The 24,678-nt window shown below is 57.1% G+C and carries 25 protein-coding genes; 13 read left to right on the top strand and 12 right to left on the bottom strand.

The window, feature by feature from the left end; translation table 11 throughout:
* Positions 1 to 32: 32 nt before the first annotated feature.
* Positions 33 to 812: a hypothetical protein gene (locus tag ACI3GR_RS18115; RefSeq protein WP_407496493.1), complete on the bottom strand. Its 780-nt coding sequence runs from the start codon at positions 810 to 812 to the stop codon at positions 33 to 35.
* Positions 813 to 2,026: 1,214 nt separating this feature from the next.
* Here ACI3GR_RS18115 and ACI3GR_RS18110 point away from each other — a divergent pair.
* From ACI3GR_RS18110 to ACI3GR_RS18095, 4 genes are all read left to right on the top strand, one after another.
* Positions 2,027 to 2,593, top strand: coding sequence for a hypothetical protein (locus ACI3GR_RS18110; protein ID WP_407496492.1), 567 nt, complete (start codon positions 2,027 to 2,029; stop codon positions 2,591 to 2,593).
* Between the two features lie 272 nt (positions 2,594 to 2,865).
* The gene (locus tag ACI3GR_RS18105) at positions 2,866 to 3,276 is read left to right on the top strand and encodes a hypothetical protein (RefSeq protein ID WP_407496489.1); all 411 of its coding nucleotides are present in this window, start codon (positions 2,866 to 2,868) and stop codon (positions 3,274 to 3,276) included.
* Between the two features lie 131 nt (positions 3,277 to 3,407).
* Complete coding sequence (locus ACI3GR_RS18100; protein ID WP_407496487.1) at positions 3,408 to 3,878, top strand: hypothetical protein; 471 nt, start codon at positions 3,408 to 3,410, stop codon at positions 3,876 to 3,878.
* A 371-nt stretch (positions 3,879 to 4,249) separates the two neighbouring features.
* Positions 4,250 to 4,543 carry a hypothetical protein gene (locus tag ACI3GR_RS18095; RefSeq protein ID WP_407496485.1) on the top strand — a complete coding sequence of 98 codons (294 nt, stop codon included), beginning with the start codon at positions 4,250 to 4,252 and terminating at the stop codon, positions 4,541 to 4,543.
* 518 nt (positions 4,544 to 5,061) lie between these two features.
* Here ACI3GR_RS18095 and ACI3GR_RS18090 read toward each other — a convergent pair.
* The gene (locus ACI3GR_RS18090) at positions 5,062 to 5,838 is read right to left on the bottom strand and encodes a hypothetical protein (protein WP_407496483.1); all 777 of its coding nucleotides are present in this window, start codon (positions 5,836 to 5,838) and stop codon (positions 5,062 to 5,064) included.
* 746 nt (positions 5,839 to 6,584) lie between these two features.
* Here ACI3GR_RS18090 and ACI3GR_RS18085 point away from each other — a divergent pair.
* On the top strand, positions 6,585 to 6,989 hold the full coding sequence (locus ACI3GR_RS18085) for a hypothetical protein (RefSeq protein WP_407496481.1): 405 nt from the start codon (positions 6,585 to 6,587) through the stop codon (positions 6,987 to 6,989).
* Positions 6,990 to 7,057: 68 nt separating this feature from the next.
* Here ACI3GR_RS18085 and ACI3GR_RS18080 read toward each other — a convergent pair whose 3' ends face one another.
* The 6 genes from ACI3GR_RS18080 to ACI3GR_RS18055 form a co-directional block, all read right to left on the bottom strand.
* Positions 7,058 to 8,473, bottom strand: coding sequence for a hypothetical protein (locus ACI3GR_RS18080; RefSeq protein WP_407496480.1), 1,416 nt, complete (start codon positions 8,471 to 8,473; stop codon positions 7,058 to 7,060).
* Between the two features lies 1 nt (position 8,474).
* Positions 8,475 to 10,361 (bottom strand): site-specific integrase, encoded by a 1,887-nt coding sequence (locus ACI3GR_RS18075; protein ID WP_407496479.1) that lies wholly within the window; start codon positions 10,359 to 10,361, stop codon positions 8,475 to 8,477.
* Between the two features lie 105 nt (positions 10,362 to 10,466).
* Positions 10,467 to 10,898 carry a helix-turn-helix domain-containing protein gene (locus ACI3GR_RS18070; protein ID WP_407496477.1) on the bottom strand — a complete coding sequence of 144 codons (432 nt, stop codon included), beginning with the start codon at positions 10,896 to 10,898 and terminating at the stop codon, positions 10,467 to 10,469.
* Positions 10,899 to 11,059: 161 nt separating this feature from the next.
* Positions 11,060 to 11,620 (bottom strand): hypothetical protein, encoded by a 561-nt coding sequence (locus ACI3GR_RS18065; protein ID WP_407496475.1) that lies wholly within the window; start codon positions 11,618 to 11,620, stop codon positions 11,060 to 11,062.
* Positions 11,621 to 12,301: 681 nt separating this feature from the next.
* Complete coding sequence (locus ACI3GR_RS18060; RefSeq protein ID WP_407496474.1) at positions 12,302 to 12,502, bottom strand: hypothetical protein; 201 nt, start codon at positions 12,500 to 12,502, stop codon at positions 12,302 to 12,304.
* A gap of 271 nt (positions 12,503 to 12,773) precedes the next feature.
* Complete coding sequence (locus tag ACI3GR_RS18055; RefSeq protein ID WP_407496473.1) at positions 12,774 to 14,930, bottom strand: hypothetical protein; 2,157 nt, start codon at positions 14,928 to 14,930, stop codon at positions 12,774 to 12,776.
* A 498-nt stretch (positions 14,931 to 15,428) separates the two neighbouring features.
* Between ACI3GR_RS18055 and ACI3GR_RS18050 the strand changes: the two genes are divergently transcribed.
* The 3 genes from ACI3GR_RS18050 to ACI3GR_RS18040 all read left to right on the top strand — a co-directional run bounded on the left by ACI3GR_RS18050 (position 15,429) and on the right by ACI3GR_RS18040 (position 17,052).
* Positions 15,429 to 16,064 carry a hypothetical protein gene (locus ACI3GR_RS18050; protein ID WP_407496472.1) on the top strand — a complete coding sequence of 212 codons (636 nt, stop codon included), beginning with the start codon at positions 15,429 to 15,431 and terminating at the stop codon, positions 16,062 to 16,064.
* On the top strand, positions 16,061 to 16,510 hold the full coding sequence (locus ACI3GR_RS18045; protein ID WP_407496470.1) for a hypothetical protein: 450 nt from the start codon (positions 16,061 to 16,063) through the stop codon (positions 16,508 to 16,510). The genes ACI3GR_RS18050 and ACI3GR_RS18045 overlap by 4 nt, the downstream gene beginning before the upstream one ends.
* Positions 16,511 to 16,683: 173 nt before the next feature.
* Positions 16,684 to 17,052 (top strand): hypothetical protein, encoded by a 369-nt coding sequence (locus ACI3GR_RS18040; RefSeq protein WP_407496468.1) that lies wholly within the window; start codon positions 16,684 to 16,686, stop codon positions 17,050 to 17,052.
* Between the two features lie 363 nt (positions 17,053 to 17,415).
* On the opposite strand, the gene ACI3GR_RS18035 is transcribed toward ACI3GR_RS18040, so the two are convergent.
* The 3 genes from ACI3GR_RS18035 to ACI3GR_RS18025 all read right to left on the bottom strand — a co-directional run bounded on the left by ACI3GR_RS18035 (position 17,416) and on the right by ACI3GR_RS18025 (position 19,486).
* On the bottom strand, positions 17,416 to 17,676 hold the full coding sequence (locus tag ACI3GR_RS18035; protein WP_407496510.1) for a WGR domain-containing protein: 261 nt from the start codon (positions 17,674 to 17,676) through the stop codon (positions 17,416 to 17,418).
* 245 nt (positions 17,677 to 17,921) lie between these two features.
* Positions 17,922 to 18,650, bottom strand: coding sequence for a 3-keto-5-aminohexanoate cleavage protein (locus ACI3GR_RS18030; RefSeq protein ID WP_407496467.1), 729 nt, complete (start codon positions 18,648 to 18,650; stop codon positions 17,922 to 17,924).
* Positions 18,647 to 19,486 (bottom strand): LysR family transcriptional regulator, encoded by an 840-nt coding sequence (locus ACI3GR_RS18025; RefSeq protein WP_407496465.1) that lies wholly within the window; start codon positions 19,484 to 19,486, stop codon positions 18,647 to 18,649. The genes ACI3GR_RS18030 and ACI3GR_RS18025 overlap by 4 nt, the downstream gene beginning before the upstream one ends.
* Before the next feature lie 136 nt (positions 19,487 to 19,622).
* Here ACI3GR_RS18025 and ACI3GR_RS18020 point away from each other — a divergent pair, with 136 nt between their 5' ends.
* The 4 genes from ACI3GR_RS18020 (at position 19,623) to ACI3GR_RS18005 (ending at position 23,169) form a co-directional block, all read left to right on the top strand.
* A complete protein-coding gene (locus tag ACI3GR_RS18020) occupies positions 19,623 to 20,801 on the top strand; it encodes an MFS transporter (RefSeq protein WP_407496463.1) in 1,179 nt (392 codons plus the stop codon).
* 157 nt (positions 20,802 to 20,958) lie between these two features.
* Positions 20,959 to 21,420, top strand: a complete 462-nt coding sequence (locus ACI3GR_RS18015) for a MarR family winged helix-turn-helix transcriptional regulator (RefSeq protein ID WP_407496462.1) — start codon at positions 20,959 to 20,961, stop codon at positions 21,418 to 21,420.
* Entirely contained in the window at positions 21,417 to 22,358 is a 942-nt protein-coding gene (locus ACI3GR_RS18010) for a DMT family transporter (RefSeq protein ID WP_407496461.1), read from the top strand. The genes ACI3GR_RS18015 and ACI3GR_RS18010 overlap by 4 nt, the downstream gene beginning before the upstream one ends.
* A gap of 19 nt (positions 22,359 to 22,377) precedes the next feature.
* A complete protein-coding gene (locus ACI3GR_RS18005; RefSeq protein WP_407496509.1) occupies positions 22,378 to 23,169 on the top strand; it encodes an endonuclease/exonuclease/phosphatase family protein in 792 nt (263 codons plus the stop codon).
* A 22-nt stretch (positions 23,170 to 23,191) separates the two neighbouring features.
* On the opposite strand, the gene ACI3GR_RS18000 is transcribed toward ACI3GR_RS18005, so the two are convergent.
* A complete protein-coding gene (locus ACI3GR_RS18000) occupies positions 23,192 to 23,653 on the bottom strand; it encodes a tautomerase family protein (RefSeq protein ID WP_407496459.1) in 462 nt (153 codons plus the stop codon).
* A 37-nt stretch (positions 23,654 to 23,690) separates the two neighbouring features.
* On the opposite strand from ACI3GR_RS18000, the gene ACI3GR_RS17995 reads away from it, so the two are divergent.
* Complete coding sequence (locus tag ACI3GR_RS17995; protein ID WP_407496457.1) at positions 23,691 to 24,575, top strand: LysR family transcriptional regulator; 885 nt, start codon at positions 23,691 to 23,693, stop codon at positions 24,573 to 24,575.
* Positions 24,576 to 24,678: the final 103 nt, after the last annotated feature.

Here is a 24,678-nt window from a genome sequence, read left to right as displayed (position 1 = left end):
ATTAGCTGCTCACACCTGATCGACCGCGATCATCACGGGCATGTTGCAGATCGCCAGCGGTATCTTGCTTCGACCTCTCGTTTCGTCAGGCTCGCGGCCCGTCCCTGACTAGCCACAATTACGCCTCTTCCGGATTTTGGATAAAGCTTTCCTGGCTGCCACCGACTCTTCGCATCGACTATCTTGACTTTGACCGCGTCGAACTCGCCAGTAAACGGGCTGACGCTCGGGATAAACAGAATATCCAATCCAAGCGACTGGCTCAGGCGCGACGCAACAGCAATCCAGGTGCGACGTGCAGACTCCCACGGCCCGTTCTTGTCGGGGCACCAAGGTAAGTGGAAGGTCGGGTACAAGCTTCCGCTCTTTAGCGCCACACGCGTGTAAAACGTGATCTGCTGAACGGTACGAAGGTGCCGAACTACGTCCAGGTCGATGAGAGCGAAGGCCTCTTGTTTGTACCGATTAAAGCTATCAGCCCAAGGCTTGGCCTTGAACTTTACTTTGACGCTTCGTTTACCACGGTCCTCTTCGAGAACGTCAAAAACGCCGGATGGCATCTCTGCAATGCCGGCGCGAAGAGATGATAAGTCGTTCGCGGCGGGTGTACCGACCAAAGCCATCAAGGTTGCGTTTTCGATGTAGATCGGAGGGCACTGGTCCATCGCCATCTTCACCTTGAACTCGTTCAATTCCTTTTCCATGTACCAAAGGAGTGCATGTAATAAGCGCAGGGAATATAACGAGAACTTCTCTTTTTCAATAAGTTGGATCGTTCGCTCTGTACAAAGGTACTGTGTTGGGTCGGCCATGATGCGGGTCTTTCTGTTGCGGTCTATCCGAAGATAGGTTCGAAAAAGACCGCCCCAAAATCGTGACGAACCTTCCGAAGACCTTGCTCGAACTTCCCCAACAAATGTTTGCCTTCACGAACTCCGCGCCGTTCTGACGGAACCGGCGTTCAGAAGATCCGGATGACCTGACGACGGATCCGAAGTTGCTGATGGTTTTCGCCGAAAACCGGGGACACTCCACCCGAAAAATCCGCTCGCGATGCTGCGTATCCCTCTGACAAATGTCGGGAAATGCGCTCAAGAATCTCTGAGAGACGTTAGAGGGTATTTAGAGCCCCATTAGAGTCTGCAGTGTCGAAACGTTTCTTTGTGAGCCATGCGGCCACGGGATTGACGTTTTCCCTGACGAACCAGGCCCCAGACAGCTCGAAGATCGGCGACCGATCCTCGACGAGGGTCGCTCGAGGCCGTGCCGTCACCGTGGTGGCCGTTCTGACCGACGCGGCACGATGTTGGATCCGCTATCGTTTGGGGCGAGTGTCGCGGCTTCGACGACAGCTATGGCCCTGACAACGCTCTGAGGCAGGTTCATCTTCCGTCTCGCAAGTCGACATTCCGCCGCAGCCTTGCCACTAGTCCATCTCCTGATCGCCACAAGGCGCTATCGACCATTCCCTCGAGGGAAGGTCGGCGCAACAACCGGATCGGCGTTCGCAAACGGTGCAGGTCGGACCTCTATGTCGGCCATCGGGCCGACGGGAAAGTTGCCCGCGCCAATCAAAAATCACGGCGTCACGGATTTTTCACGGCAAAGCCCCTCAACCGACACCATCCTGACGCCGTTTCGACGCAACATGTAGTGTTTCTGCAACACATTTGGATGTCTGACGCTATCTGCTTCTAAAAATTTCGAAGTGGCCATTATTCCGGCTGCCCGAGCGAGATCGGAGCCCCGAGACCAACCGTCCTGACATGCGGCGCGCAGCAGAGAAGGATCGGTTCTCGAGGGTGAGACTGCAGTCGCGGGCAGACCGGCACGGCCCGGTCCATACGACGTTCAATCGCCCACTGTAGGGCGGTCGAACAAACACGACCGCGTCCGGACGCACTCCCCGGGCTGGTGTCGCGCGGCAAGCAGCGCGGCACCAGTGCCACACCAGCAAGAAACCTCATCGCCCCCTCGCACCGATCGCCTGGGGGGAAATCTCTACACTCTACTTCTGGAGGTCAAAATGACCCAACTTGTTGTCGGGCGCACAAGCCCAATCCCGATCCTCGACGCAGATGGATCCGTACTTCGGATCGTCCCATTCCAAGGTCGGCTGGAGATATCGTGTCACATACAAATCTCCAACCCTACACCTTCCCAAGTACAGGCGTTCCATAGAGCGGACCACAATATCCTGCTCGTAAACGCCCGCGTGAAAACAGGATCCATTCCTTTCCTGATCGCTAAAACCGGTTTTCAGCCGGCAGTCGAAGGCTTCTGCCTCGGCGCATTAAAAAACGAGGATAGAACCGCCATAGTTGACTCGATCGAACGCGGTGAATGGGACACAGGACTGTCAACGACAGTCCTCTACGAACTTGTCGATCGCCGCACCAACAAGACGGTCGGCCTGAGGGGTGTCACCTTCGAGGCGGGTCTCTGGCCCTGTCTGGCCAATGCGGTGATCAGGTCCGCGAATGTCCCGTACGCAGAGTTCATGAGCAGCCGCGAGATGATAATCGCAGACCTGCAGGACTTGAAAGCGATGGTGCTCCGCGACCGGGCAACCACCGGGAACACGTTCCACTAGAAGCCGCGCCTTCAGGACGCTTGCGCCCTTTTGAGGCGCAGGCGTCTCGCGCGCCAAGCCGTTTCCCGTACGCCCGCCAGCCGAAGCTAATCCATGATAGCGCCCTTTCCTCCGCCGGATTTCCATCCGGAGCAAGGTCATCCCATCTCCTACACGAGAGGCACCGATGGTCGATGCCCTGCCACACCCACACTGAAACAGAGTCTCCCATGAACGCGTGTTCCCAAGGCACCTTGTCGCCGACCCCTCGCCTCGCTCAGGACGGCTGCGTCATGCATATCGATGCAAAGGCGAGCCATCTGCATGTTTCTTGCCAAGCGCAGTTCGACGAACCAACCAAGTCCGAAATCCAGGATTTCCGGAAAGGTCACTACCTGCTGACCCAGGTCTCCGTCCCAGCAGGCTCCGGCTCCTTCCCGATTTTCATCGCGCGTTTCGGCGCACTTGTCATCGAGACTCCGTACTGCCTCGGCCTTGAGGACCCAACGATACGCAACCGCGTGCAAGTCGCTCTGGATCCGATGCACAGGCTCACCGCTTCGGCCAGCTGGCCGATCTTCTACGAACTGCTGGATCGGTCTTGCCATCAAGCGCGCGATACCGGTCTTATCGTCATCTCACCGAGGTTCTGGGAAGGCGCGGCAAAGGCAATCCTTGCTTCGGCATCGGTTACGCCGACGTAATACGACAAAGCTTTGTCTTTGTTCTTTGATACCTACCGGAGTGGACAGGACCTTCTCGAGGACGCTCTGGCTGGGCGCCAGTCGGCCAACATTTTTCGGGCTCCCGTCGCCCCTCGTCGGAGGTAACGGAGATGTCAACGTTCAAAGACAGGGCCTTCCATCCTCTAATCAGAGCGTCCCTTTCCGGGACGTTTGGCAACGACCCGATGGCGCGTTTCTTGGCCGATCACGGGACGGTACTGCCGGGCTCCGACCTGCCGGGTGCGATGAAACTCGGGCCCATCAAGCAGTGTTTCAGGAATGCGTGGGCGGCGACGCTTCGTTATGGCTTCGACTATTGGGAGGGTTACGCTTGGGATCCTCGGTGCGGCCTCCGCCCTTTTTACCATGCTTGGTGCGTCGACCCTGTGGACGACAGGGTCCGGGACACGACTTGGCGAGACGCAACCGATGTCGTCTATCTTGGCGTGCATGTGCCGACCGAAAGTCTGATCGAAAATCTGGATCGAACGGAAATGTTCGGAATCCTCGACAAAGGGCGCCGCTTCGAACATGGGACTGCAGCACATCTGTGGGACTGGGTAGACAAGCCTAGACGATAACGCGATCAGTCTCGAGGGCAGGTGGACCAATTGCCCACTATATCGAAACCCCAGACCGCCTCAGCAGGGACAGCAAGTTGGCATTCCCCCGTCAGTATCAAAATGCTCTCCGTTCCTGACACGAACGCTCAATCTCGATCAGGGACGACACTGGCTTGGAAGAAGCACTCGCATGCTGCCGAGCAAGTGTCCGCAAAACTTTTTCTTAGAATAAAGGGAAAAGTGTTTCCGTCGGTTCTTCTCGGGACCCATATCCTGAATAGGGACGGCCGAACAACCCGGCATCCCAGGCCGGAAGGTCAAGTCTTCTGCCGCTTGAGCGGTTCAACTCACATCCATGGCCCTCGGGCTATAACAAAATAGGAGGCCACATGGCCAAGAAGATTTTCTCTTTAAACTACGCGTTCGGCAGAGAGTACTTGTCCGGACACGTCACAGACCTCGGCGCAGGCCGTTTACTTGCGGTGTTAACGGAGAATGGCCGTAGCATCGCTAAGCGAGACTTGGACCGGGACAGCTACCATGCCTTCTGGGACGAGATTACTGACCGGTTTGACTCCCCCGAATATGACTTCAACTCGATTTGGCCATTCCGCCGCTTCGTCTTAACCGGAGACATGGATGGTTTGATTTACGACGATCTGCCAAACCACGGCTTCACCTGATTTCTTGAGGACTCTTCCAAGGGACGCCCACCTCCCCGTCCTATCCGCCGTGAAGGCGGTTGACGACAAAATGTGGGACCGATGGCAACGATGATTTCACTTCCGCCTTCAGAGACCTGAGAGTATCTAAATAATATGGCTGTTAGACACTCAACGAATAAAAGTTTCGGTTTTTGAGCCGCTGCGAGAGCGGCTTAGATTGACACACGGGCGTATACCCATTTGCGCCAAACCGGACTGAACAAAACGCCGCCGTGAGGGCGGATGGTTCTGACTTAAAACACCGAAACGGGCTTAAGGGCGAGAGTCTCCTAACCATCCCATCCCTTCCCGCATGTGCGGAAATTGCCAATCGGAGCAATCTGGACTGGCACCCAGACCTGCCCCGCATACGCGGGGTGAAGGTCGGGTTGCCCCGCATTTGCGAAGATATTAGGGCGGCGGCTTCGACGATAGCCACCGCCGGTACTTCCCTCAAAAAATAACTCTAAAGGAAGTATCGTTCGCCGACACTGGCCTTACTGGGCCCTGCTGTCACCAGCCTCTTCTGAAAGGCGTGCGAGGAGGCACTCTGCTTTCAGACGATCAAGTACAACGTGGATTGCGCTCATGAGATCGTTCAGGATTACCGAGGCCCGAGAAAAGTTCTCAGCCGTTTCGTCTTGAACCCGGCGCTGAACCGGCAGGAAGTCATGCCCATGATCTTCCATGACAGTGACATTTTTCGTACCTGCCCGAATACGGGCGGTAAGCACATCGAGCAGTCTCGCGATCTGTTCCGGGGCGGTGTCATTAAACACGTCCTGCGCTTGGATGATCGCCAGGATTTCTTCGGCCATCTCGACCTGATGGTTTTTCAGGCCGGGGATTACATCAACGGCAATCGCTGTATCCGCGATACGGCATGACGACATCACCTCGGCAATCATGTCGACGAGCTGGGTAGAGTTTTCTGTTTTTTGCATGTTTGGGTCCTTTCGGGTCGCGACCGCAACGGGTGCTGCGGTTCCCATCGACACCGCAGCACCCGTTGCGTCGTGACCCTCGGCCCCAGTTTTTCCGTAAAACCGGAGTTTAACTGTGCCGTTTAAGCCTTCAGTCATTACCATGAGCGGATGTTCTGAAACGGCGCGTTTGTCACCGCAGGTAAACTGACTGTTCCAGCCGTTCGCGCTCTTTGCGCCGGATTTGCTGTGTCTTGAGATAAAGCGTTCGGGAACTCTGCTCTCCGCGAAACACCTCTTGTTAGCGTGCCGCAACACCATGCCGCCCGGCCCTGTACGCACTTTTTTCATAAAAAATGAAAAAACTTGCCCGTTTGATTTCCGCGGTCCGAACTACGGACCAATCTCCTTTTCAGAGGCGCTGAAATCCCTTCAGCGCAAAGGCGAAAGCCAAAAGGACGACCAAAATGCACCCCGCGAACGACGTTACACCCCCCCTGCCCTTGATGGATATCTACAGCATTTCAGACCGCTTCCGTGCGGTGGTGGCCGCCCAAGGATTTCCTGCCACGAACGAGGCTGTTTACGCCTGTTTCGCGGCGCTGCGTCTGCATACGGCAGCCAACTCTGACCATTTAGAGCCCTTAGCAGTCGCGTATCTCCGGCTAAGTATACACGCTAATCACGTCTTACACGACCGGGAAGGGTGGCCACTGCCGCATCCGGACGTGTTGGAGCAACCGAAACGCTCCTCGTTGGATGCTCTGATCGACATGAGCGCTCAGTGGCTGAACTTTTTCGTTGTTGAGGCGGGTCTTCGAGGCCTCACCACTGCTCAGTGTCAGGCACTCATCATCTGGACGATACAAGCCACTTACGCTCGCAATGACTTGCCCGCCGTCCGTGGGCGGCTCGTTTGACCAGACAGAGTATTGCCCTCGCGCTCAGACCTGGTGCGTCCATCTCACTTCTCCGCTCCACGCAGTGCAATCGAAACAACGATCCAACCCTTTTTCTAATGGAGAGATATGCCTTGTCAGCACTTCTCTCCAAAACCGCCCCGACCTCGAACAGGGGCCAGCTATGGAGTATCCACCATGCTCAAGACTCTCCCGCAAACCCAGGCTATCGCAACGCAGAACGGTTATACCCCTGCGCAGATCAAGGCAGGTTTGGACTATCTCAGTCGAAAAAGACGTATCGCACACCCGCCTGGTACCTTTGACAAAGCCAGACGGTTCACGGCCGCCGAACGGACCAAAAAGACTGAGAACGCACGGGCCCCGTCTCGAAGCTTTCCGTACCCCGAGATGACCGCAGCTCGGACCGCCGATCACGTCGCCGAGGTCCATGGCGTTCCCGGCATTGCGGTCAAGCGGATCGCCCGCGGATTGGAACTGGAGGAGAATAACCCCGGTATGAGCGCCCACGAGCGCCTGACGCTCGTCAAAGAGCTCACGCAAATTCTCAAACCGGTCAAAGCTCCGAAAGTTGCGGCATGACCAAGATCGTTGGAGTGTTCGGCCGCGTGCCGAACACTCTATATTCGCATGAGGGTTGGTGCGACCCGTCAGGTGATCGGGTCGATCTTCTCGTAGAGCGCATCAATCTGCTGGACGGACCGGCTCTCATCGAAGTCCGCGCGATAAACGCGTTGTGAAAACCGATTGGAATGCCCGAGCATTTGCTGCAAAGCCCAAAGCGCATCCGGACGGGCGCGGCGGATCAGGTCGGCGATCAACGTGCGAACCAAGTGTCCGTGGATTCGGAAATCGGTCGCCAGACGCCGGTTGATGTATCCCGGATTCACGGTCCTGTCCGAGAGTGTCAACAGGTTCAGCCCGTCGACCTCCGCCAGCCGCGCTTTGAGCATCCACTCGGGCCGATCACCGAGAATATGCTGGTCGATGAGCTCAGATGTCCCCGGCCAAAGCGCGTCGATCTCTTTCTTACGCTTGGTTTTGTTTTGTCGGATTCCGTGGCACCATCCGAGCTCATCGTCGCGCACAAGATGATCACCGATCCGGTATTCACGCAGGTCTCCCTGCCGATCCCCGGTATTGACCAACAATGCGTAGATCATGCCTTTTTGCCGGAAGTTGAACGCTTCCGCCGAGTTTCCGGCAAGATCGTTCGCCGTTTCCGATGCAGCCATCGCAAGATGGAGTACGTCGGCCAGCGTGAACCGTTTGCGAAACTCTGTCAAGCGCGCCCATTTGGACGGGTCGCGATCGTTTGCTTCTGCGTGTAGCATCGAGATTAAATGACAAAGAACTCCGAAACTTTCGTCATCTAACAGCCCCGCGCGCAAGAAAAACATGAGTGCGCTTTCGAGGTAGTCTCGAGCAGTGCCGTAGCTGACGTTCCGCTCCTCCTCGAGGTAGTGCAAAAATGCTTCGAACAATTCCTCTGAAGGCTGGTCCGAAACGTGAACGCCGCGATCCATCGCCCAACGGCGCGCTCGTGCGATTAAGCCCACGGCAGAAATCACCTTTCTTTTGGTCCGCTCCGCGAGGGGCCGCAGTCGATCCCCATAGGGGCGCACACTGCGATCAAGTGCGGGCAGACCCGCCTGCCACGATGCCGGCCAGTCTTCGGGTGGCAGCCCGATCCGGCGAGTCAACTCCGCAATCGGCTCCTTTTTATTGTATGTCTCGTTAAGCCATCGGTCCCAGCTTTGCTTGACCGAGATCGATGGCGCCAATGGGACCTTTGGGGCGAACTTTCGAAGCCCGGCGATCAAATAGCGAAACCGCGTTCTCGATCGCGCGGCGTCGCGATAGATCTGTTCGGTGACCTGGCCCGGCGCCAGCCCCGCTTGGGCCAGGAGCCCGTAGAATTCATTAAGTGCCACAGCAGTCCCACGGGCGATGGTTCCACCGTCGCGAAGATGGTCCTGCATTCGTTTTACGACGGGTCTTGGCGCATACGGCATACGTTGAGCGAGGCCGTCTACTTGCTTTTTGATATCTTGGGTCTGGGTCATGTCAGCTCCTCTTTAAGAATGCGGTGAGGGTCGGATCGATAGCCTCGATCGCTTCGGCGAATAGTTTTGCGGCCGCAGCGCCTTCGCCGCGGGCGTAGAATTTTTCGACGGTGGACACGCTGTCGCCAAGAAACGCCGCGACGGTCGCATAGTCGCCCGGGTTGGCAGCGAGCCAGATCGTGGCCGTGACGTGACGCATCATGTGCGGTTGCAGACCGGGCACACCGAGGCGTTCGACGCACTTGTTCCAAACCTTGTTGTACGTCGCGCGGGAGAGGACGCCTGCCGGGCCCGGCAGAAAATACTCGTTTGCGTCGATATCTACGCCGTGTTTTTCACACCACCGCGGCAGCCCTTGTTCGAGCCACGCCGAAATTACAATCCATTGGCGCTCAGGAATTTCACCCTCAATCGGGCGTCTATTTTTCACCCGAGACCTTGCGAACTGCAGCCAAGGACGGGAGTCTCGCAACGGACGGATCAACTCCGCCTCTTCGCCGGCAATCAGCAGACCGTTGAGATTGCGGCTGCGCACAGAGCGTGCGAGCAAGAGCGCAAGCATGCTCGACCCCATGGATAGATGCATTGCTTCATCCCGTGAGCGGATCGAATGATTGTTCCAGTCGTCGAGAACTAGGGCCGCCTCGGCCGCCAGACGCCGCGGACCGGAGACAATTGCTCTTGCGATCGCGGGGTCACGATCAACCAGCCGGATAAACTGCTCTCGCGATTTTGACATCTCACGAGAGCGGTAACTGTCGAGACGATCAAATCGCGCGTCCTGCAGCTCCCAAACAGCATCCTCTGAAAAGCCATTTCGCTCAGCCAGTGTTTCCAAACGCGACAAAATGTTCCCGGCCGATGCTGTATCTTGTGGATTGATCAGAACCTCGGAGGCTGTGGCCCGATCAATGTACGCTTGGACGGCCCGCAAAATGATGTCCGTATCGAACACCTCTTCGATATCACGCAACTCATATGCCAGTTCGCGATCCGGGAATGCGTGCCTGATGAGCCAGCTCAGCGCATTCAAGTGCGCCTTCCGTGCTGCCTCGACGTTCCGGACTTTCCGATTTCGGCCCCTGCCCCGACCGTCAGATTTGCCAAGGCCGGTCAGCTTGGATTTCCCCAGCCGACCGTCAAAACGATCCCGCCGCTGCTGACGATCTGGGTTGATCGCACGTTTTAATGCGCGATCTCTGCTTGCGATAAATTCCGCAGAAAATCGCGACCAGTCCAGCGCAACGTCTCGGATCAAGGGCAAAGGACCGAGCGGCAAATCGGGCAGCAAATGCGCGATAGCCGCATGCCGGTTTTGCTCTTTGATTAGCCTATTGAACACATGGAAAGCGTTGCGGAGCGATGCAATCTTGTCCGGCCGACACTGCTGCAAGACTGTGATCGCCGCGTCCGTGGTCATATCAGCAGGATGAATGTTACCGGCGTTGGACCGCAGCGTTGTCATCGAAACCGCACTCATACTCGCCAGGATCAAGTCACCGTCCGGGTCGAAAGTCCCTTGTACGTCTTCCGCATAGTCGACGATCAGGTCCCAAGCCCCGCTCTGATCGTTGCATTGGACTGGCGCACGGACATGATCCTGCGTGCGCTTGATCATCGCAGCAATCTTGCTGACCCAAGCATCGAATGCGTCTTTCTGATCTCCGGGCGTCGCGCCGCGAAAATGTCCTGTCCACACGATGCCTTGGGCGTATTTGACCCAAGCATTTTCATCAGCAGGACACTGCACCAGTTTCTGGCCCGTGATATTTTCGACCTTGTCGAGTACGTATGTCAGCGTTCTGACGGAGCTTTCCGAATAGACCGCCGGCAGAACCAACCGCACATCTCTCAGAGTCTTCAGTGTCGTCATGGTCTGTACATTCATCTTTCATTACCTTTCGTGGGTTTGCGTTCGGCGACCGAGCCGTTCATTCCTGAAAAATGAACGGAACGGGGGTCGAAGTTTGGCCCGTAAACTTCGACCCCCGTTTCATTCACTTTCGGTATTTCGACTGTTTTTCAGGGATTTGCGGTTCACAAACCGGCGTTTTTGCCACGCCTCGACCTCTGCAAAAACGAAGCGATAGGTCTTGCCAATCCGGCGCGTCGAGAGGCTCCCAGATCGCGCCGCGTTGACAATGGTCGACCGTTTGACGGAGCAATGTCGTGCGGCCTCTGCTGCGGTGATGAGGTCCGCGGCATAGGCGTCTTCCATGCCCGCGGGCGGTTGACCGCCTTCAAAAGCGTAGACGTCTTCGCGGGCATAACGGACGTGTCTGCCGTCGGTGACGGCCCGTAGTTTGCCCGTTTTGGCGTGGCGCCAGAAGGTCGCGTCGCTCCCGCAACGCCAGCGCTGCATCAGCATTTTGCGGTCGACAAGGACCGGCCAGGTTGCAGCGCTTTCTCTGAAGGTTTTGGTCATCTGTCTCTGCCTCTTGTTTGGGGACAGAGAGGAGAAAGGGAAAAAAACGGCAGTTTCCAAATCGCGCAGCAAAAAACGTCTATTCTGGCGCAGGCAGAGCGTGATTGGTGTCGCAAACGGCCCTGCCACGGCCCGGCAGGGTCGTCGGTCATCGCACGGTTTTAGTCGGCAAAAATCGCATCAAGCGCATCGGCTGCTGGCGCGACTAACCGAATGCCACCCGTGCATTCATGCGCCGCCGTGAACGCGTCGCAATACGCTTGAATGTGTTTGCTGAGCAGAGATGGTGACACACGGGCAGCCTCATCATGCATAATCAGCTTGGGAGTGATCGAAGGGCGAACCGACGACTCTATCGCTTCACAAGAGCCGACGATGGTAAAGGGCTTGAAGGTAAGAGTGCGGATCTGCATGTCGTGCGGCATCAACAGCGGATGGTCTTCGCATAGCAACGTCCCATGACTTCTGAAGAATGCTCTCAGCTCTTTAACATCGATACTGCGGTACGCGTCCGCCCAGGTTACTGCGGTCGCTCCGTCCTGATTTCGGACCCAAGCTTCGGGAGTCAAGAGAAAGCCCGCCAAGAAACGCGAGTGGTCGACGGCGGCACCGATCAAACCATCCGGACTGTCAATGGGGTCAAGTTGTTCGACAAGCGCCCGGAACCAGCCTGTCGAGGTAAGCGCGGGAAAAATGGTGGGCACGAGATTGATGTTACTCATCAGCATAACTCCATGTGATCGTGTGGCCGACGATCTGAAAAGATACCACTCTCGATAATTGGGTATCGTTTCTTTGCGAACGGAAACGCGGTGTGCACTTTTTTAGAAATTGCTCCTCAAGCGGCTTCGCAGACCGAGGACAAGGCCGTGACTTTGAGAGTGGAAACATCCAGTCATGCGACGACCCTTCGGCGAAAGCCTTGCGGTTGAGCCTGTTGGCCCGATGCTGGAAATTGAGCGGCGTACGACACGCGCGTCGTGGCAAGCCGCAACTGAGTGATTGCCTGGCGAAACGACGGGCAAGCTATCTGTCGGCGCCGACATCTCTGTCTCCGCCTTCAGCGACAGCACTCATCGACGTACCGGGGAAATCAGAAGTAAGCGCAAATTCTTGAACCGTCGAAGCCTTCGTCAGAAGCAACGCGGGAGATTCTGATAACCTATAGAAAATCGGCTATTCGGATTTGGTTGTGGAATCGTCAGGTAGAGACAGGCCGAATTGCCGCCGCACCGCGCGGCTGCTCATCAAAGCCTCGGTCAGCACTATGACGGGGCCTGGGATGTCACGCTCGCCCAGCCACCAGCGGAGCACTGTTCGCACATCAGACACCCAAAATAGACGCGCAGCTCCCCCGGCGCTCAGGCCGAGGGAGTGGTGGGCGGTGCGGAGGTCTGCGGGGGTCATGCCTTGACAATGCGGTAGGTCGGTCGGGCGCTCTCATTGTGGGCGAGGTAGTATACCTCGGCGTCCATGCGATCAATTTCTGCCTTGGCAGCGGCGCGATCCGAGAAGGTCAGCGGATCACCAAAGTGGTCGCGAAGAACGCCCGTTTCCTTCTTAGGGCCATAGAATTCGCGGGTCTCTTTGATCTGATAGGTCATTCCAGCGTCTCCCTGTAGGCGGACACCATTGCCCTGCTGATGTCTAATACATAGGGCCAATGGCCCTATGTATTAGCACTTATTTTCACACAATAATCCGAATAGTCAGAAAATCCATTCTAGTCAGAGTAATGCACCGAAGGTAGCGGGCTACATCCAGCCGCTCGACCGGGGATCGGGTTTGATGCCGTAGACGGACGAGAGCCGATAACCGCAAACTTTCCGCAGTAAAACTGGATGGCACAGCAAATCGCCCCGGTTTCACAGACCATCATGCAGCTGATTTCGCCGCCCGATCTTCGACCTCTGTGCAGTATTTCAAAGGTCCCCACAGGTGTTCCGCGACAGAACGAGCGGTCTCGCCGGGACTGAGGCGCAAAAGCGCCATCGCGGGTCTTTTGTACTTCAAGTCTTGCTGCAGTTCGACCACGACAATCGATGCATCTCCGCCCAGCTCAGCCTTGATTGCATGAACATCGAGATCACGGCCGAAATGCTTTCTCAGATGCTTAAGATGCTGCTTTGCCTCTTCGGCTGAGCCGAACATATTGGGAGCGTCAATTGCAAGATCAGAGTGGTTAAACCGTATCCCGCCTTGGTCTTCCAACGCCGCGATTGCCGCACGAACTGTACGCGCAGGTACGAGCTCTTCCCAGGCCACCAGCTCGTCTACAGGCAGACCCGGAATAGGGATGTTGCACCCCAAAACGACGCGCTTCGGAGATTTCGCGCGTGCCAACCGAAGGCGATCGATCAGCTGCGCGATACCGCGCTCGCGAAACTGCTCTTGAAGACACCTGATCGAAGGATCCGGATGATAAGGAACATCGACGGCCATTCCTACACGGCTCTTCATCTCATATTCTCTCGGGATCATCGGCATCGGCAACGTCTTACCGTCGCGAACAGTCATAAAATCCAGATTACGGCTTGGATCGTCACCGAACAGGGCCCGGCCATAATCTTCCAGGATCGAGACTGGTAGCTCGTTGCGTCCGATGACGACCACCGTTGTCAAATGCTCGTACGTATTCAATCCGCGGGACCGATCGCCAAACCAGAGCCAAGATGCCCCGTGCAATTTTTCGTTGAGCATAAAGCTGGAAACATCTGCGTCAGACCAACCCTCAAAATTATGACCCGCATCTTCGAAAAAGGCTTTCACAACTTTCCGCGTCGCACCGACAAGGACGCCCTGCCCGCCTGAAGCTGTATCTCTCAGAACCTCGCGCCGGATGACATCTACCCATTTCCTGCGCAACTCGTTGGCACCATCGCGCCACAGCAGTGATGCGTTGGGCATTCTATGGTCCGCGACCTGTACAACCTCTGCGTTCGGTCGAAGGGTCTGTTGGGAAAACGATCGCACATCGCACCCAAGCGCGGCCAAGATTGTTTTGTCGGCATCCGCATCCAGCAGAACAAGTGGTGTGTCTCTTGAGACGCGAGTCTTACCGCACACTCTAAGCGACGGCTCATCAAATCGCATGTCAACAGTGACGCGCTCGGTAAAGGTGCGTCCGCACTTCAGGGCGTTCGCAACTGCATACCAGATCGCAGCGTAAATCGCTGCGTGGGCTCGAGCTTGCTTGGCCTCTTTGATCGCTTTGCGCTGTTCTCCGATCCGATCACTCGGATTGATTTGGATCGTCTGCTTGCCCAGTCTTGACTCTAACCCTGCTAACCAAAGGCATCGCTTTGCAGTGCGCCCGAGGGCGTCCAGTGGTTTACCAGCAAACAAGAGATTGATGAGATCTTTATTCGCAGCTTCAAGTGCTTCGGAACGAGCGTGCCATTTGCGCTCAATCTCAGGCGAAGCACTTTTGACGAGTTCATCCGGGATCGGTCGCCGAGCCAGAAAATCGGCGATCAAAACCCAGTTCACATGCACCCGCGACGTCCAGAACGCCTCATCGACAACGCGTACCGCTGGCTGCCATTTGGGTGCAACGGCACGATCCATCGACGCTGTTGCTTGGTAAACGTGTTGTACCTTCCCCAAGCCCTTGCGCTGGCGCAAATATGCGCATGACCTGTGATGGCGGCAGGCGTTTTCCTTTTCCGTTCCACAGAATGATTTAGTGATGTTTACTCCCAATGCTGCCGCCTCATCAACGACCGCCGACTTTCGGCACATCGGCTTGCCTTGACGGCCCGGATCGGGCGCGCTGCGACCGCGCAAAAGGCGTGTTTTAGACCCAAAGCGTCTCTCATCCTCTTCCGCCTCTTCCGCCAATTTGAGCGTCGGTGTGTGATACGCTATCCGGTGATCACACCGCTTGGCCATCAGCTCGCGCGTCACGCGGCTTTTGCCAGACCCAGGGCTTGCGGCAATCACATGAACAGGTAGACCGGTTTTCGTATCGGAGTCCTTCGGATCCGGGGGGCTTATGAGGTCATCAAGGGCCGAGCCCAGCTTGTCTCTCAAGATCCCCTCGATGTCTGCGAGCGACGTGAACGCGCTCTGCGGGCTCCGTCGACCGGTCCGACGCGGAGAGCTCGCGGTGAAGCGTCCCGTCTTCGAACGACCCAGCTTCGTCACATTATTATTCTGACCCATTTCTCACCGCCAAACATGCACATTGATGTTCGGCGTAGCGACGCGCTGTGGCAAAAATCAGGCGATGAGAAGGTCTTCCCGTAATCTATAGCGGTTTGACACGATTTTGTGTCGCGCATTCACCAAACACCGTGAAAACAACAGCTTGAGCTGTTTTCTCGCAATCTTCCGATCTTTTTTCTTCGTCTTTCGAGCGGACGGCCAAGATCCCATTCGCAGGGAGCGTTGGAGGCGTCACGAGAGAAAAGACCCACAATCTCAAAAAAATTGGCCACGTCGTTTCCGTCGCCCGGAAAACGTTCCGATTTCCTTTTCAAGGAAGGTTGACGGTCAGCCATCCACTCAACGGAAAATAAGGAATATACCATGCAAGTGCTTGCGATCGGTACCAAATCACCCAACCCCGTGCTCAGCAAAGACGGGGCTTACATACACATCGCCCCTGCGAATGGACACTTGGTGATTGATGTAAGTCATCAGCTCACCGACCCGATCAGCTCGGAGATCAAGGACTTTCGGAAAGGTCGCTTCAGCATCGGATGGCTTCCGGTCGCGACGGCGACAGGGTCGTTTCCGCTAATCGTGGTGCAACTCGGGACACTTGTTCTCGAGATGCCGTATTGCCTTGGGCTAGAAAACCCGGCTGTTCGCGATGAAATCGTCGAGACACTATCCAAGGTTTCCCAGCTGAACGACAAAGAGGCCTGGCCAGTCCATCTGGAATTGATCGACCGGGCCGACCGCGTCACCCGCGGGTTGCGTATGGTCGGCGTTTCGCCTGCGTTTTGGCAAAGCTTGGCACAGCCCATCATCGACTCCGCGAATGTCACTCGGCGTGATCACGAGGCCAGCCTCGCGCGTTTCTTTGACGACCACCCCTCGGAGCACTTTGTACGAGCGAAGCTGCAACAGATGCCGAGCTGTCATCGCTATTCGACAGTCGTTCCGGCCTGTCGCCGATGCCCCGGAAATCGAAGACCACTTACAGGAGACGTCTCATGAAACACGTTATGAATCCTCTGATTGCACAGAGCTATGCCGGTCAATTCGCCAGTGGGCCTATGGCACGCTTTTTGCAGGAGGTCGGGACGGAGATGCAGGGGGCCCCGCTGCCGGCCGGTATCACTCTCGGGGACACACGACAGTGCTTCCGAAATGCAGCAAACGGTGTGCTCAATTACGGTTTCGAATACTGGGAAGGCTTGGCTTGGGATCCTCGCTGTGGCTCATTGCCGTTTCATCACGCCTGGCTTGTCGACCCAGAAACAAACCAAGTCAGAGATGTCACCTGGAGGGACGCCAGCGCCGCGACATACCTCGGCGTGCACGTCACAACAAACGTACTGATCGAAAACCTGCTCAAAACTGAAATCTACGGTGTTCTCGACAAAGGTCTCAGCTTCGAGAGGCCGACGGCCGACGGCCGAGGCCCTTTGGGGCTGGCGTGAGACCGAGCCCCTTCCCCGCCAGGTTCACCCAACAATTTCCCACGCGGTGAAGGGATTACGGACCGACGCTGCCGCGAGAGCCGAGGTACCTCCGTGAGATCCGCTCGCAAGTCGTGCTTTCACCTCACCCTGACACCTCTTTTCCACCCCATATCACTACGGAACAAAACCTGATGTCTTACAAAGTACTCAACACATACAGCCACGCGTCCGATCAACTGTCATTCATGGACGTCGTCACCGACGCGCTTGAAGCGACTGGTCGTTCAATGACCAATGATGACGCTTCACCCTGTCACCCGATCTATAATCGCAACACTATTCTCGATATCTACCTTGAAGAAACTGACCAAGGATGGATCGGGAACGTTGGCTTCAAAGTCCCCGAGGGTGTCCCAGATGTCATCGGGTGCCGCCCGGTTACAAGCTATCAGCAGGCGCTTGAAAGTGCTGCGTCAGTCGCCTGTTATATAATCTCCGGCTCCCCTGAGCTGCCCTTTTTCTTCCATGAGGGTCGTATTACCGTTGTAGCGTATCAGTGATCGCGGTTTCCCGGTCGGGTCTGCCCACGCGCCTCGCGCAGACGGCGGACCCGACTTCACCGCACCTACGTTCCGCGCGCACATCCTTTAACGGTGCTACAAATCGCGCCGGGAATAGTGCCCCCATTATCTATAGCGGTGTGACACGAAAATTGTCCGGCCGGGACCCCGACATATTTGAAAAGAAAATGCCGAGACAAGCTCGGCAGTAGTCAAACAGGGAGATCGTAGGCCAACAGCGATCTCGCTGCTGACCATACTCCTTTTGCATAGGCCTTACGCGGCTCTATCGCAAGTTTCGATACGGGGTATGTTAGAGCGATATAACATACTGACGCAGTCCTGAGCGTGTGTTTCAGGGCGTCAAGACGTGTATCCTCGTCGGCGTTTGGAGGCGGTATGACGACGCATCGCACGAACTGCATCTTGCTCGTCAGCATGTCGTTCGATCAGCGACTGTCCCTTCGTGCCGATACGGCCCCACGCTCGCACAAGGTCGACACCACCAAATAAATCAGGCTGGAGGCTCATACTGTAGAACCGCCGCATATTTACCGACGGATCGACACGACGCAGGTCAACGCGTGTGAGATCACACTCAACCTCTTCAGAAAAATCGAACATGTTGGGCGGATAGTTCATACTAGCACTATATCCGGTATCCGCAAGTGTTGCCAGTATGTTCCCTCAGCATTCCTGCACTTTAGCTTTGCGGTTTGTCAGGCCGACCAACTTCGAACTTTTGCGAGTCCCGCGCACGATAAGAGGGGCCATTATCGTAGCTTATCAACGGGTCGATTTTAGGTCGCTGAGCTTGGCATTATTCTTAAGATTTTGGCAGGCTCACCACCTTAAGATAGCATCGAAAGTCAGCGCGCGACGTTGAAATCTCTGAACAGATACACCGCATCACCGATTAGGTCAGCATTGCCCAAAGCTTTGGAACCATCGCGACGAAGATTGCCGTCTTCCAAACCTACCCGCGTCGACCATCGACGCTCTCTTGCACGCGAGACGAAATGCCAGACAGTTTCGTCGAAACCATGAAGCAGGATAGGCCTGCTGACATTCGCCGCAGTCAGAACGGCGCAGATGCCGTCCACTATTTCGTCGCCCTTTTGCGTGTCCTGTTCTTCGATCTCGATCAGGATCCGCAAGACATGAAAACGATCCGCGACAGCTAAAAACCTCTCGGCATCCGCCGCGGTCGCAAGACCCACCTCTATGCCGACCCCGCGTCGAGAAAGCAACTCTATCACGCCGAACGCGTCAGGCTCTGACAGGTTGACGGACGCGTGATCGGGCAAGACGCACCAGTTCGCGATGCGCGCGCGTGTGATCTCTGGGTCCTCCTCGATCCATGCGCCGGTCGAAACACCGATGAGCGTGCCGGGACAGGTCTGCCTGAGCGCCCTCATCACGTCGTCTACTGCGGCAAGGCCCTCGCGTCCGTCTGCCAGGCGCGGATGGACATGCAGTTCCGCAGCACCGGCAGTGACACACCGTGCGGCGTCTGCCGCGATCTCGTCTGGCGAGATCGGCAACGCCTCGTGATAGCCTGAGGGGCGTGCGCCATTCAGACAGGCCTGCACGATCATGCCAGGTCCTCCGTTCCAAACACATGACAGATTTCGTCGGCGGTTGTTTTGACCGCGTTGTTGGCCGCTACATCGCCGACAAGACCCAGATGACACTTTGGCAAGTCCGGCAAGGATGTACGGACCGCGTCCAAACCGGCTTCCAATGCGGCGACGGTGGCTGGTACGGGTGCCACGGCCAATCCCACGCGGGCGGCCGAGAGTTGTCCGCTCATGGCTGGGCTTGTACAGCGGATATCATAGGACCGACCCGCGCCCTGAAGCGCAGTGAGTGCAGCCGCCCGCCAACGGCATCCTTCGTCCGAGATCGCAATCGGAAGATCTCCTCCCTCGTCCCGCCATCCGGCACCGGCGATCCAGACCAAGGGCACAGAGCTCAGCGGTATCGCATCGGAGGGCAGTTCAAATCCGCCGTCGGACAGGATCGCGAGGTCCAGAGACCTCGCGGAACTCAGATCGCGCAGTTCCGATGAGTGCCCAACGGTCAATTCAATCCGTAGCCCCGGGTGGATCGCGGCGCACCGCCGGATCAACTCCGGCATCTTTGCAAGACCGACATCGTCGGTTATGCCAAGCCGGACGCGACCCGCCACAAGTTCGCGGTCAAATCGGGCGCCCATCTCGCTGGCAAGATCCAGAAATCTCTTTGCATATCCGGCAATCGCTTGGCCTTCGGCATTCGGTGCAAGGCCGGACCGCGACCGCACGAAAAGCGCGCGACCGATCTGGTCTTCAACGCGCCGAACCTGCTTGCTGACCGCGGACGGCGTGAGGCCAACGGCATCTGCGGCCGCGCGGACCGATCCAAGCTCGCTCACGGCAAGAACGACCCGCATGGCATCCGATCGCAGCACATGGCGAACTAAGGCGGGCGCCTCTGTGTATCCATTTGGTGTACATATAGGTGATGAGGTTTCCATATGCGACATGTTGGCAAATCTCTAAGGTTCTGACAAGCCCAAGGAGACTGTGATGCCACATGCCACCCATGCCCTGCCACGCGCCTTGAAGGGAATTGCCGTTCTTCAGGCGGCAATGAATGCCGCTCACTTCGCCGCAATGCCGATGCTCGCGCTTCTCATCATCCAGCGGATCGACAGCGGGGTTTCGGTCGCGGGAACGGCGCTCGCCATCTATTTTTGTGTCTCACGGATTGGCCCGATCTTGCTGGCTCCGGCTGTCGACCGGCTTGAACCATGGCGCGGCGTGTCTGCCGGTCTGACCTGTCGCGGGCTGGCCTTTGCCGCGTTGACGTTCGCCTCACAGCCAGCCGAAGCCCTGCTGGCCGCCGCGCTTTTGGGTCTGGGTCAAGGGACATACGAGGTCGGTCTCTATGGGGTCATCGGACGACAGGACATGCATTTCCGCAACCGGCTGCTCGTTCTGAATGACCAGGCGCTCAATCTGGGCTGCGTGCTTGGCCCCCTGTCCGGCGTGGCGCTTACCCTCGTCAGCCCGGACGCCGCCTTCCTCGCGGCTGGAGCTGTGCTGATCGTGCTCGGCCTGGGATGCCTTCGCGTTCAAAGCCCCTTGCTTCGCGGCCAGCAGCATCGGCATATCAGCGGCTCTGTGGCACCCATGCTTCAGGACTGCCAGTTTTTGCTTTTGTGTTTGGCGCTCATTCCGTTCTGGGCCGTTTTCGCACAGCTTTTTGCGGCCTTCCCGCTCCTCGCCTCACGGTTCGGCAATGCGCCTGCATGGGCCAACGCGATCCTCGTGGTCAACGGGTTGGCGGGCGTCGCAGCGCTCGCCTGCCTTGGCCCGCTTGTTGCGCGCGGTCAGACGCTGCTGGTGCTCATATTTGGCCTGATCGTGTCATTTGCCTCTATCGCCGGGGCCGCATCGGTCGGGGGACTCTGGGGATTGCTCTTGATCGTAGCACTTTTCTCTGTCGGGGAATCCTGCGTCATGCTGGCGGGGCAAATCTTCACCGCACGTCACGCCGAAGGGCGTTCGGCTACGGTCTATTTCGGGGCATTCAAAGCCAGTGCTGGCGTCGGTGCCGGCATTGGTGCCTATCTGGGTGTCCTGACTGCAGATGGCCACACGGGTGGTTTCTTTGTTCTCGCGGCAATCGGCATTTTGTCCCTTTGCGGATTGGCGGCCTATGCGAGGAATCAGCCCTGGCGAGACGTCGCCGTGTTCCGGTAGGCCCCTCGTTGCTGCCGCCCCATGCACGTCACCCATCGTTTCGCTTGCGCCAAGCGAATTTATGTATATATGCATTCTGCATAAATATATTGAAGTAAAGATGGACAGGGTTGGCAATCTTATTCACGCGCTTGCGACCGCTGTCGCAGATCAGCACATGCTGGCCATGACTGCCGCATCGGAGCTGAGTGCGTCGGCTGTCGCGACGGTATTGACCCTCGGCCAGCATGACGGGCAAAGCATCTCCGATCTTGCGTCTGTCACTGGACTTAGCCACTCGGCAACGGTGCGGCTGGTCGACCGCCTCGCAAGCGACGGTCTGGTGCAGAGGTCCACGCAAAAGCAGGGACGGCACGTTCCGATTTTCCTGACATATGAGGGACGGGCCGCGTACCAAAACCTGAGGTCGCACCAGTCCGGCTTCCTTGACGATCTTTTGGCCGATCTGTCGCAAGAGGACAAAGACAACCTAGAACGGATCCTGGAACGCCTTTTGTCAAAGCTGACCACATCCAGGGCCGCTCGCGATCATATCTGCCGCAATTGCGACGAAGGCATCTGCGAACAGGCGTCCTGCCCTGTCGAGATGACCTATCTGCAGACGGTCGCGCGCGGATGACCTTCGTCGCGGTGCACCCGGCCGTCACGCGGCCCATAGCGATTACCGCAATGCTGGGGTCCGCTGCTTGCTGGGGTGGCGCGACGGTGATGACCAAGGGGGCGCTTGAGGCATTTGGTCCGTTTACCCTGTTGAGCATCCAACTTACTGCCAGTGTGACAGTGCTCTGGCTGGCGGCATGCGTGGCCCGCGTGCGGTTGCCCCCGTTCGGCATGGCCGCGCACACCGGATCAACCGGATTTCTGGAACCAGGGCTGGCCTACGCGGTCGGGGTTCCCGGCCTCGCCATGACGACCGCAAGTAACGCGACCGTCATCGCATCGCTCGAGCCGGTATTCATTCTACTGCTCGCGTGGCTGTTGTTTCGTGCGACTATGCGCGGGGTTAGCTGGCTGGGCATTCTTCTTTCTGTCGTCGGCGTTGCCGTCGTTTCGTTTGCCGGTCCAACCGATGCTGCGAATGCCGCGACAGATGGCGCGGGCAGCATTCTGGGGGATGGTCTCATTCTCTTGGGAACGCTCTTTGCGGCCCTTTATGTCATCGCCTCGAGTCGCCTCGCACAGACAATGCCCGCCCTGCTTCTCACCGCCCTGCAACAAACTGCGGGTCTGTGCCTCGTTCTGTTGATACTGGCTGTGTTGATTGCGGTTGGGTGGGAAAGGATTCCAGTCGATACCTCAACGCCAATGCTGTCCCTGGCGATCATCTCTGGCGTCGTCCAGTATGCGTTGGCGTTCTGGCTCTACATCGTGGGGCTCAAGGGGATTCCAGCGGGGATGGCCGGCCTGTTTCTGACGACAACGCCTGTGTTCGGCGTCATTGGCGGGTTCGCCTTTCTTGACGAACAGATCACTCTCTTGCAGGTATCAGGAATAGGCTGCGTCATGCTTGGACTCTGCTGGGTCCTTTGGGTTGAAGCGGGGGATCGCCCTGCATGAGGAGAGTGTCTTGAAGATAATGTGCCTGAACGGCTGGGGTGGAAAACTGCATGAAGAGATCCTGCCCTATCTCGCCAAGGAAGCGCCGGATGTATTGTGCCTTCAAGAGGTGGTGCACAGCCCCGAGACCGATAAGGATTGGCTAACATATCGGGATGGCGACCACATCCTGCCGCAGCGCGCGAATTTCTTTCGCGACGTCATGCGGCGTCTGCCCGATCACGTGGCGATCTTCTGCCCTGCGGCCCAAGGCGTTCTGTGGGATGGGGACACCACCATTCCGTCGCAATGGGGCTTGGCGACTTTCGTACACAAAAGGATCCCGATCATTGGCCAGGTGCAAGGGTTCGTCCACAAAAGCTACTCGCACGATGGCTTTGGCGAGCATCCAAGATCGCGCAGCGCCCACGCCGTCCGTGTATTTAACGCGGAGCTTTCTCGCCCCGTGAGCATAACGCACATGCACGGTCTACGCGATCTGCGCGGCAAGATGGACACGCCTGACCGGACCGCCCAGGCCCGCCGTTTCCTGAATATGTCTCAGCAAGTGGCACTGCCGGATGATCTGTCCGTGCTCTGCGGAGATTTCAACGTGGAACCGCGCAGCGAGACGTTGCAGATCCTGAAAGAGGTCGGGTTCACAGAATTGGTCACCGGGCGTGGCTTTACCAGCACTCGCAATTCGCACTACACCAAACCCGTCAAATACGCCGACTACATGCTGGTGAATGACGAAAGCGCGGTCAAATCCTTTGACGTCGTGTACGAACCCGAGGTTTCAGACCATTGCCCGCTGGTTCTGACCGTCTAGCATCGCCGTTGCAGTAGATTGGTTAAAGGGCCAGCACCTTTTTCACCGATCCGCCTCGGCTGAAGGACCAATCAATCGGGTTGTTTTCGGTAAGGAAGACGATCGCATTGTCAGGCGGAAAGCCGATCTTTTGCAACTTGTATCGCAATTCGGAATAGAACGCCTCTTTCCGCGCGTCAGTTCGCCCGGCCATCAAAGTGATGTCAATGATAATGCTGGCCTCAGGATCGCGCGGCCCCAGAAAGGTCGGATGCAGCATCATGTCTTCGCGCGCATATCGCATGACGATGCAGAAATCATCCTCAGGATTGACGGCAAAGTGCTGCACGAGAGCGGCATGTAGCAAGGTGTTGACCTGGATACATGTCTCCACAGGAAGATCGCAGGGCACATGGAGTTTGTTGAGCGGCATGAGAGTTTTCCGTGACAAGGTCAAAGCTGACCAAGCGATTGTATTCTTGATCTGATCGCAGAAATAGACCAATTTTTGGCCTTCTCCCTTGCCTGTGAGTCTATAATAAATGTTTGACCTTGCCCCCGAAATCGCGGCGTTCGTGCGCGTGGTCGAGCGCGGCTCATTCGCTGCGGTGGCTGCCGAAACGGGCTATACGTCCTCTGGTGTCTCCCGGATGGTTTCGCGATTGGAAACGACCCTCGGCACCAAGCTTCTCTTTCGGTCAACGCGGCAATTGTCGCTGACGTCCGAAGGCGAGGCATTCCTGCCTCGGGCAAAGTCGATACTGGAAGCCATCGAAGTCGCGGGCGCAGAGTTATCAGCCGTCGCGACGACGCCACGCGGACATGTGCGCCTGAATTGCGGCACGGCCTTCGCGAACCACAAGCTGGCACCGCTACTGGCCAAGTTCACAACGTCATACCCTGATATCTCGCTCGACATTTCGGTGTCGGATCACCGCATTGATCCCATCGCCGATCGGGCGGACATAACGATCCGCGTGGGCGATTTGGCCGACAGCACGCTTGTCGCGATCCCCATGGGCTCAGTCTCGCGTGTTATCGCGGCAAGCCCTGCCTATCTGGCCGCGCATGGAGAACCAAAAACGCCGAAAGACCTTGTTCGGCATGAATGTCTTTTGCTGGGCGGTTTTCTTCATCAAGCTGTCTGGCCCTTTCGAGAGAATGGCAAACCTGTTTCGGTCAAGGTACGTGGACAGCTGACATCCGATAGTGCCGAAACGCTGTTGCGCGCGGCCGTGTCCGGAGCGGGCATTGTTCGCCTTGGGGATTTTCTGGGGGCAGAGGCTTTGGCGTCGGGCGATCTTGTTCCGCTACTGACCGCCTTCCATGAAGCCGGAAGGCAGCCAATCACAGCCCTCGTTCAACCCGGTCGGCAATCGCTGCCTCGGATCCGCGCGATCCTGGACTATCTTAAGGCACACATCTGATGTCGCACGATGGACGGAGCGTGGGCTGATCAGCCCCACCTGAGTGGTCCGGTTTGATTGTTAGTGCATGACCGGTCTCGGGTCCATCGGGACGATGGTTTCC

The sequence above is a fragment of the Pseudooceanicola aestuariicola genome (genome assembly GCF_045763785.1).
Lineage (GTDB): Bacteria > Pseudomonadota > Alphaproteobacteria > Rhodobacterales > Rhodobacteraceae > Pseudooceanicola.
The sequence above is the reverse complement of the archived record's forward strand: the minus strand, read 5'-3'. Positions and strand labels throughout refer to the sequence as shown.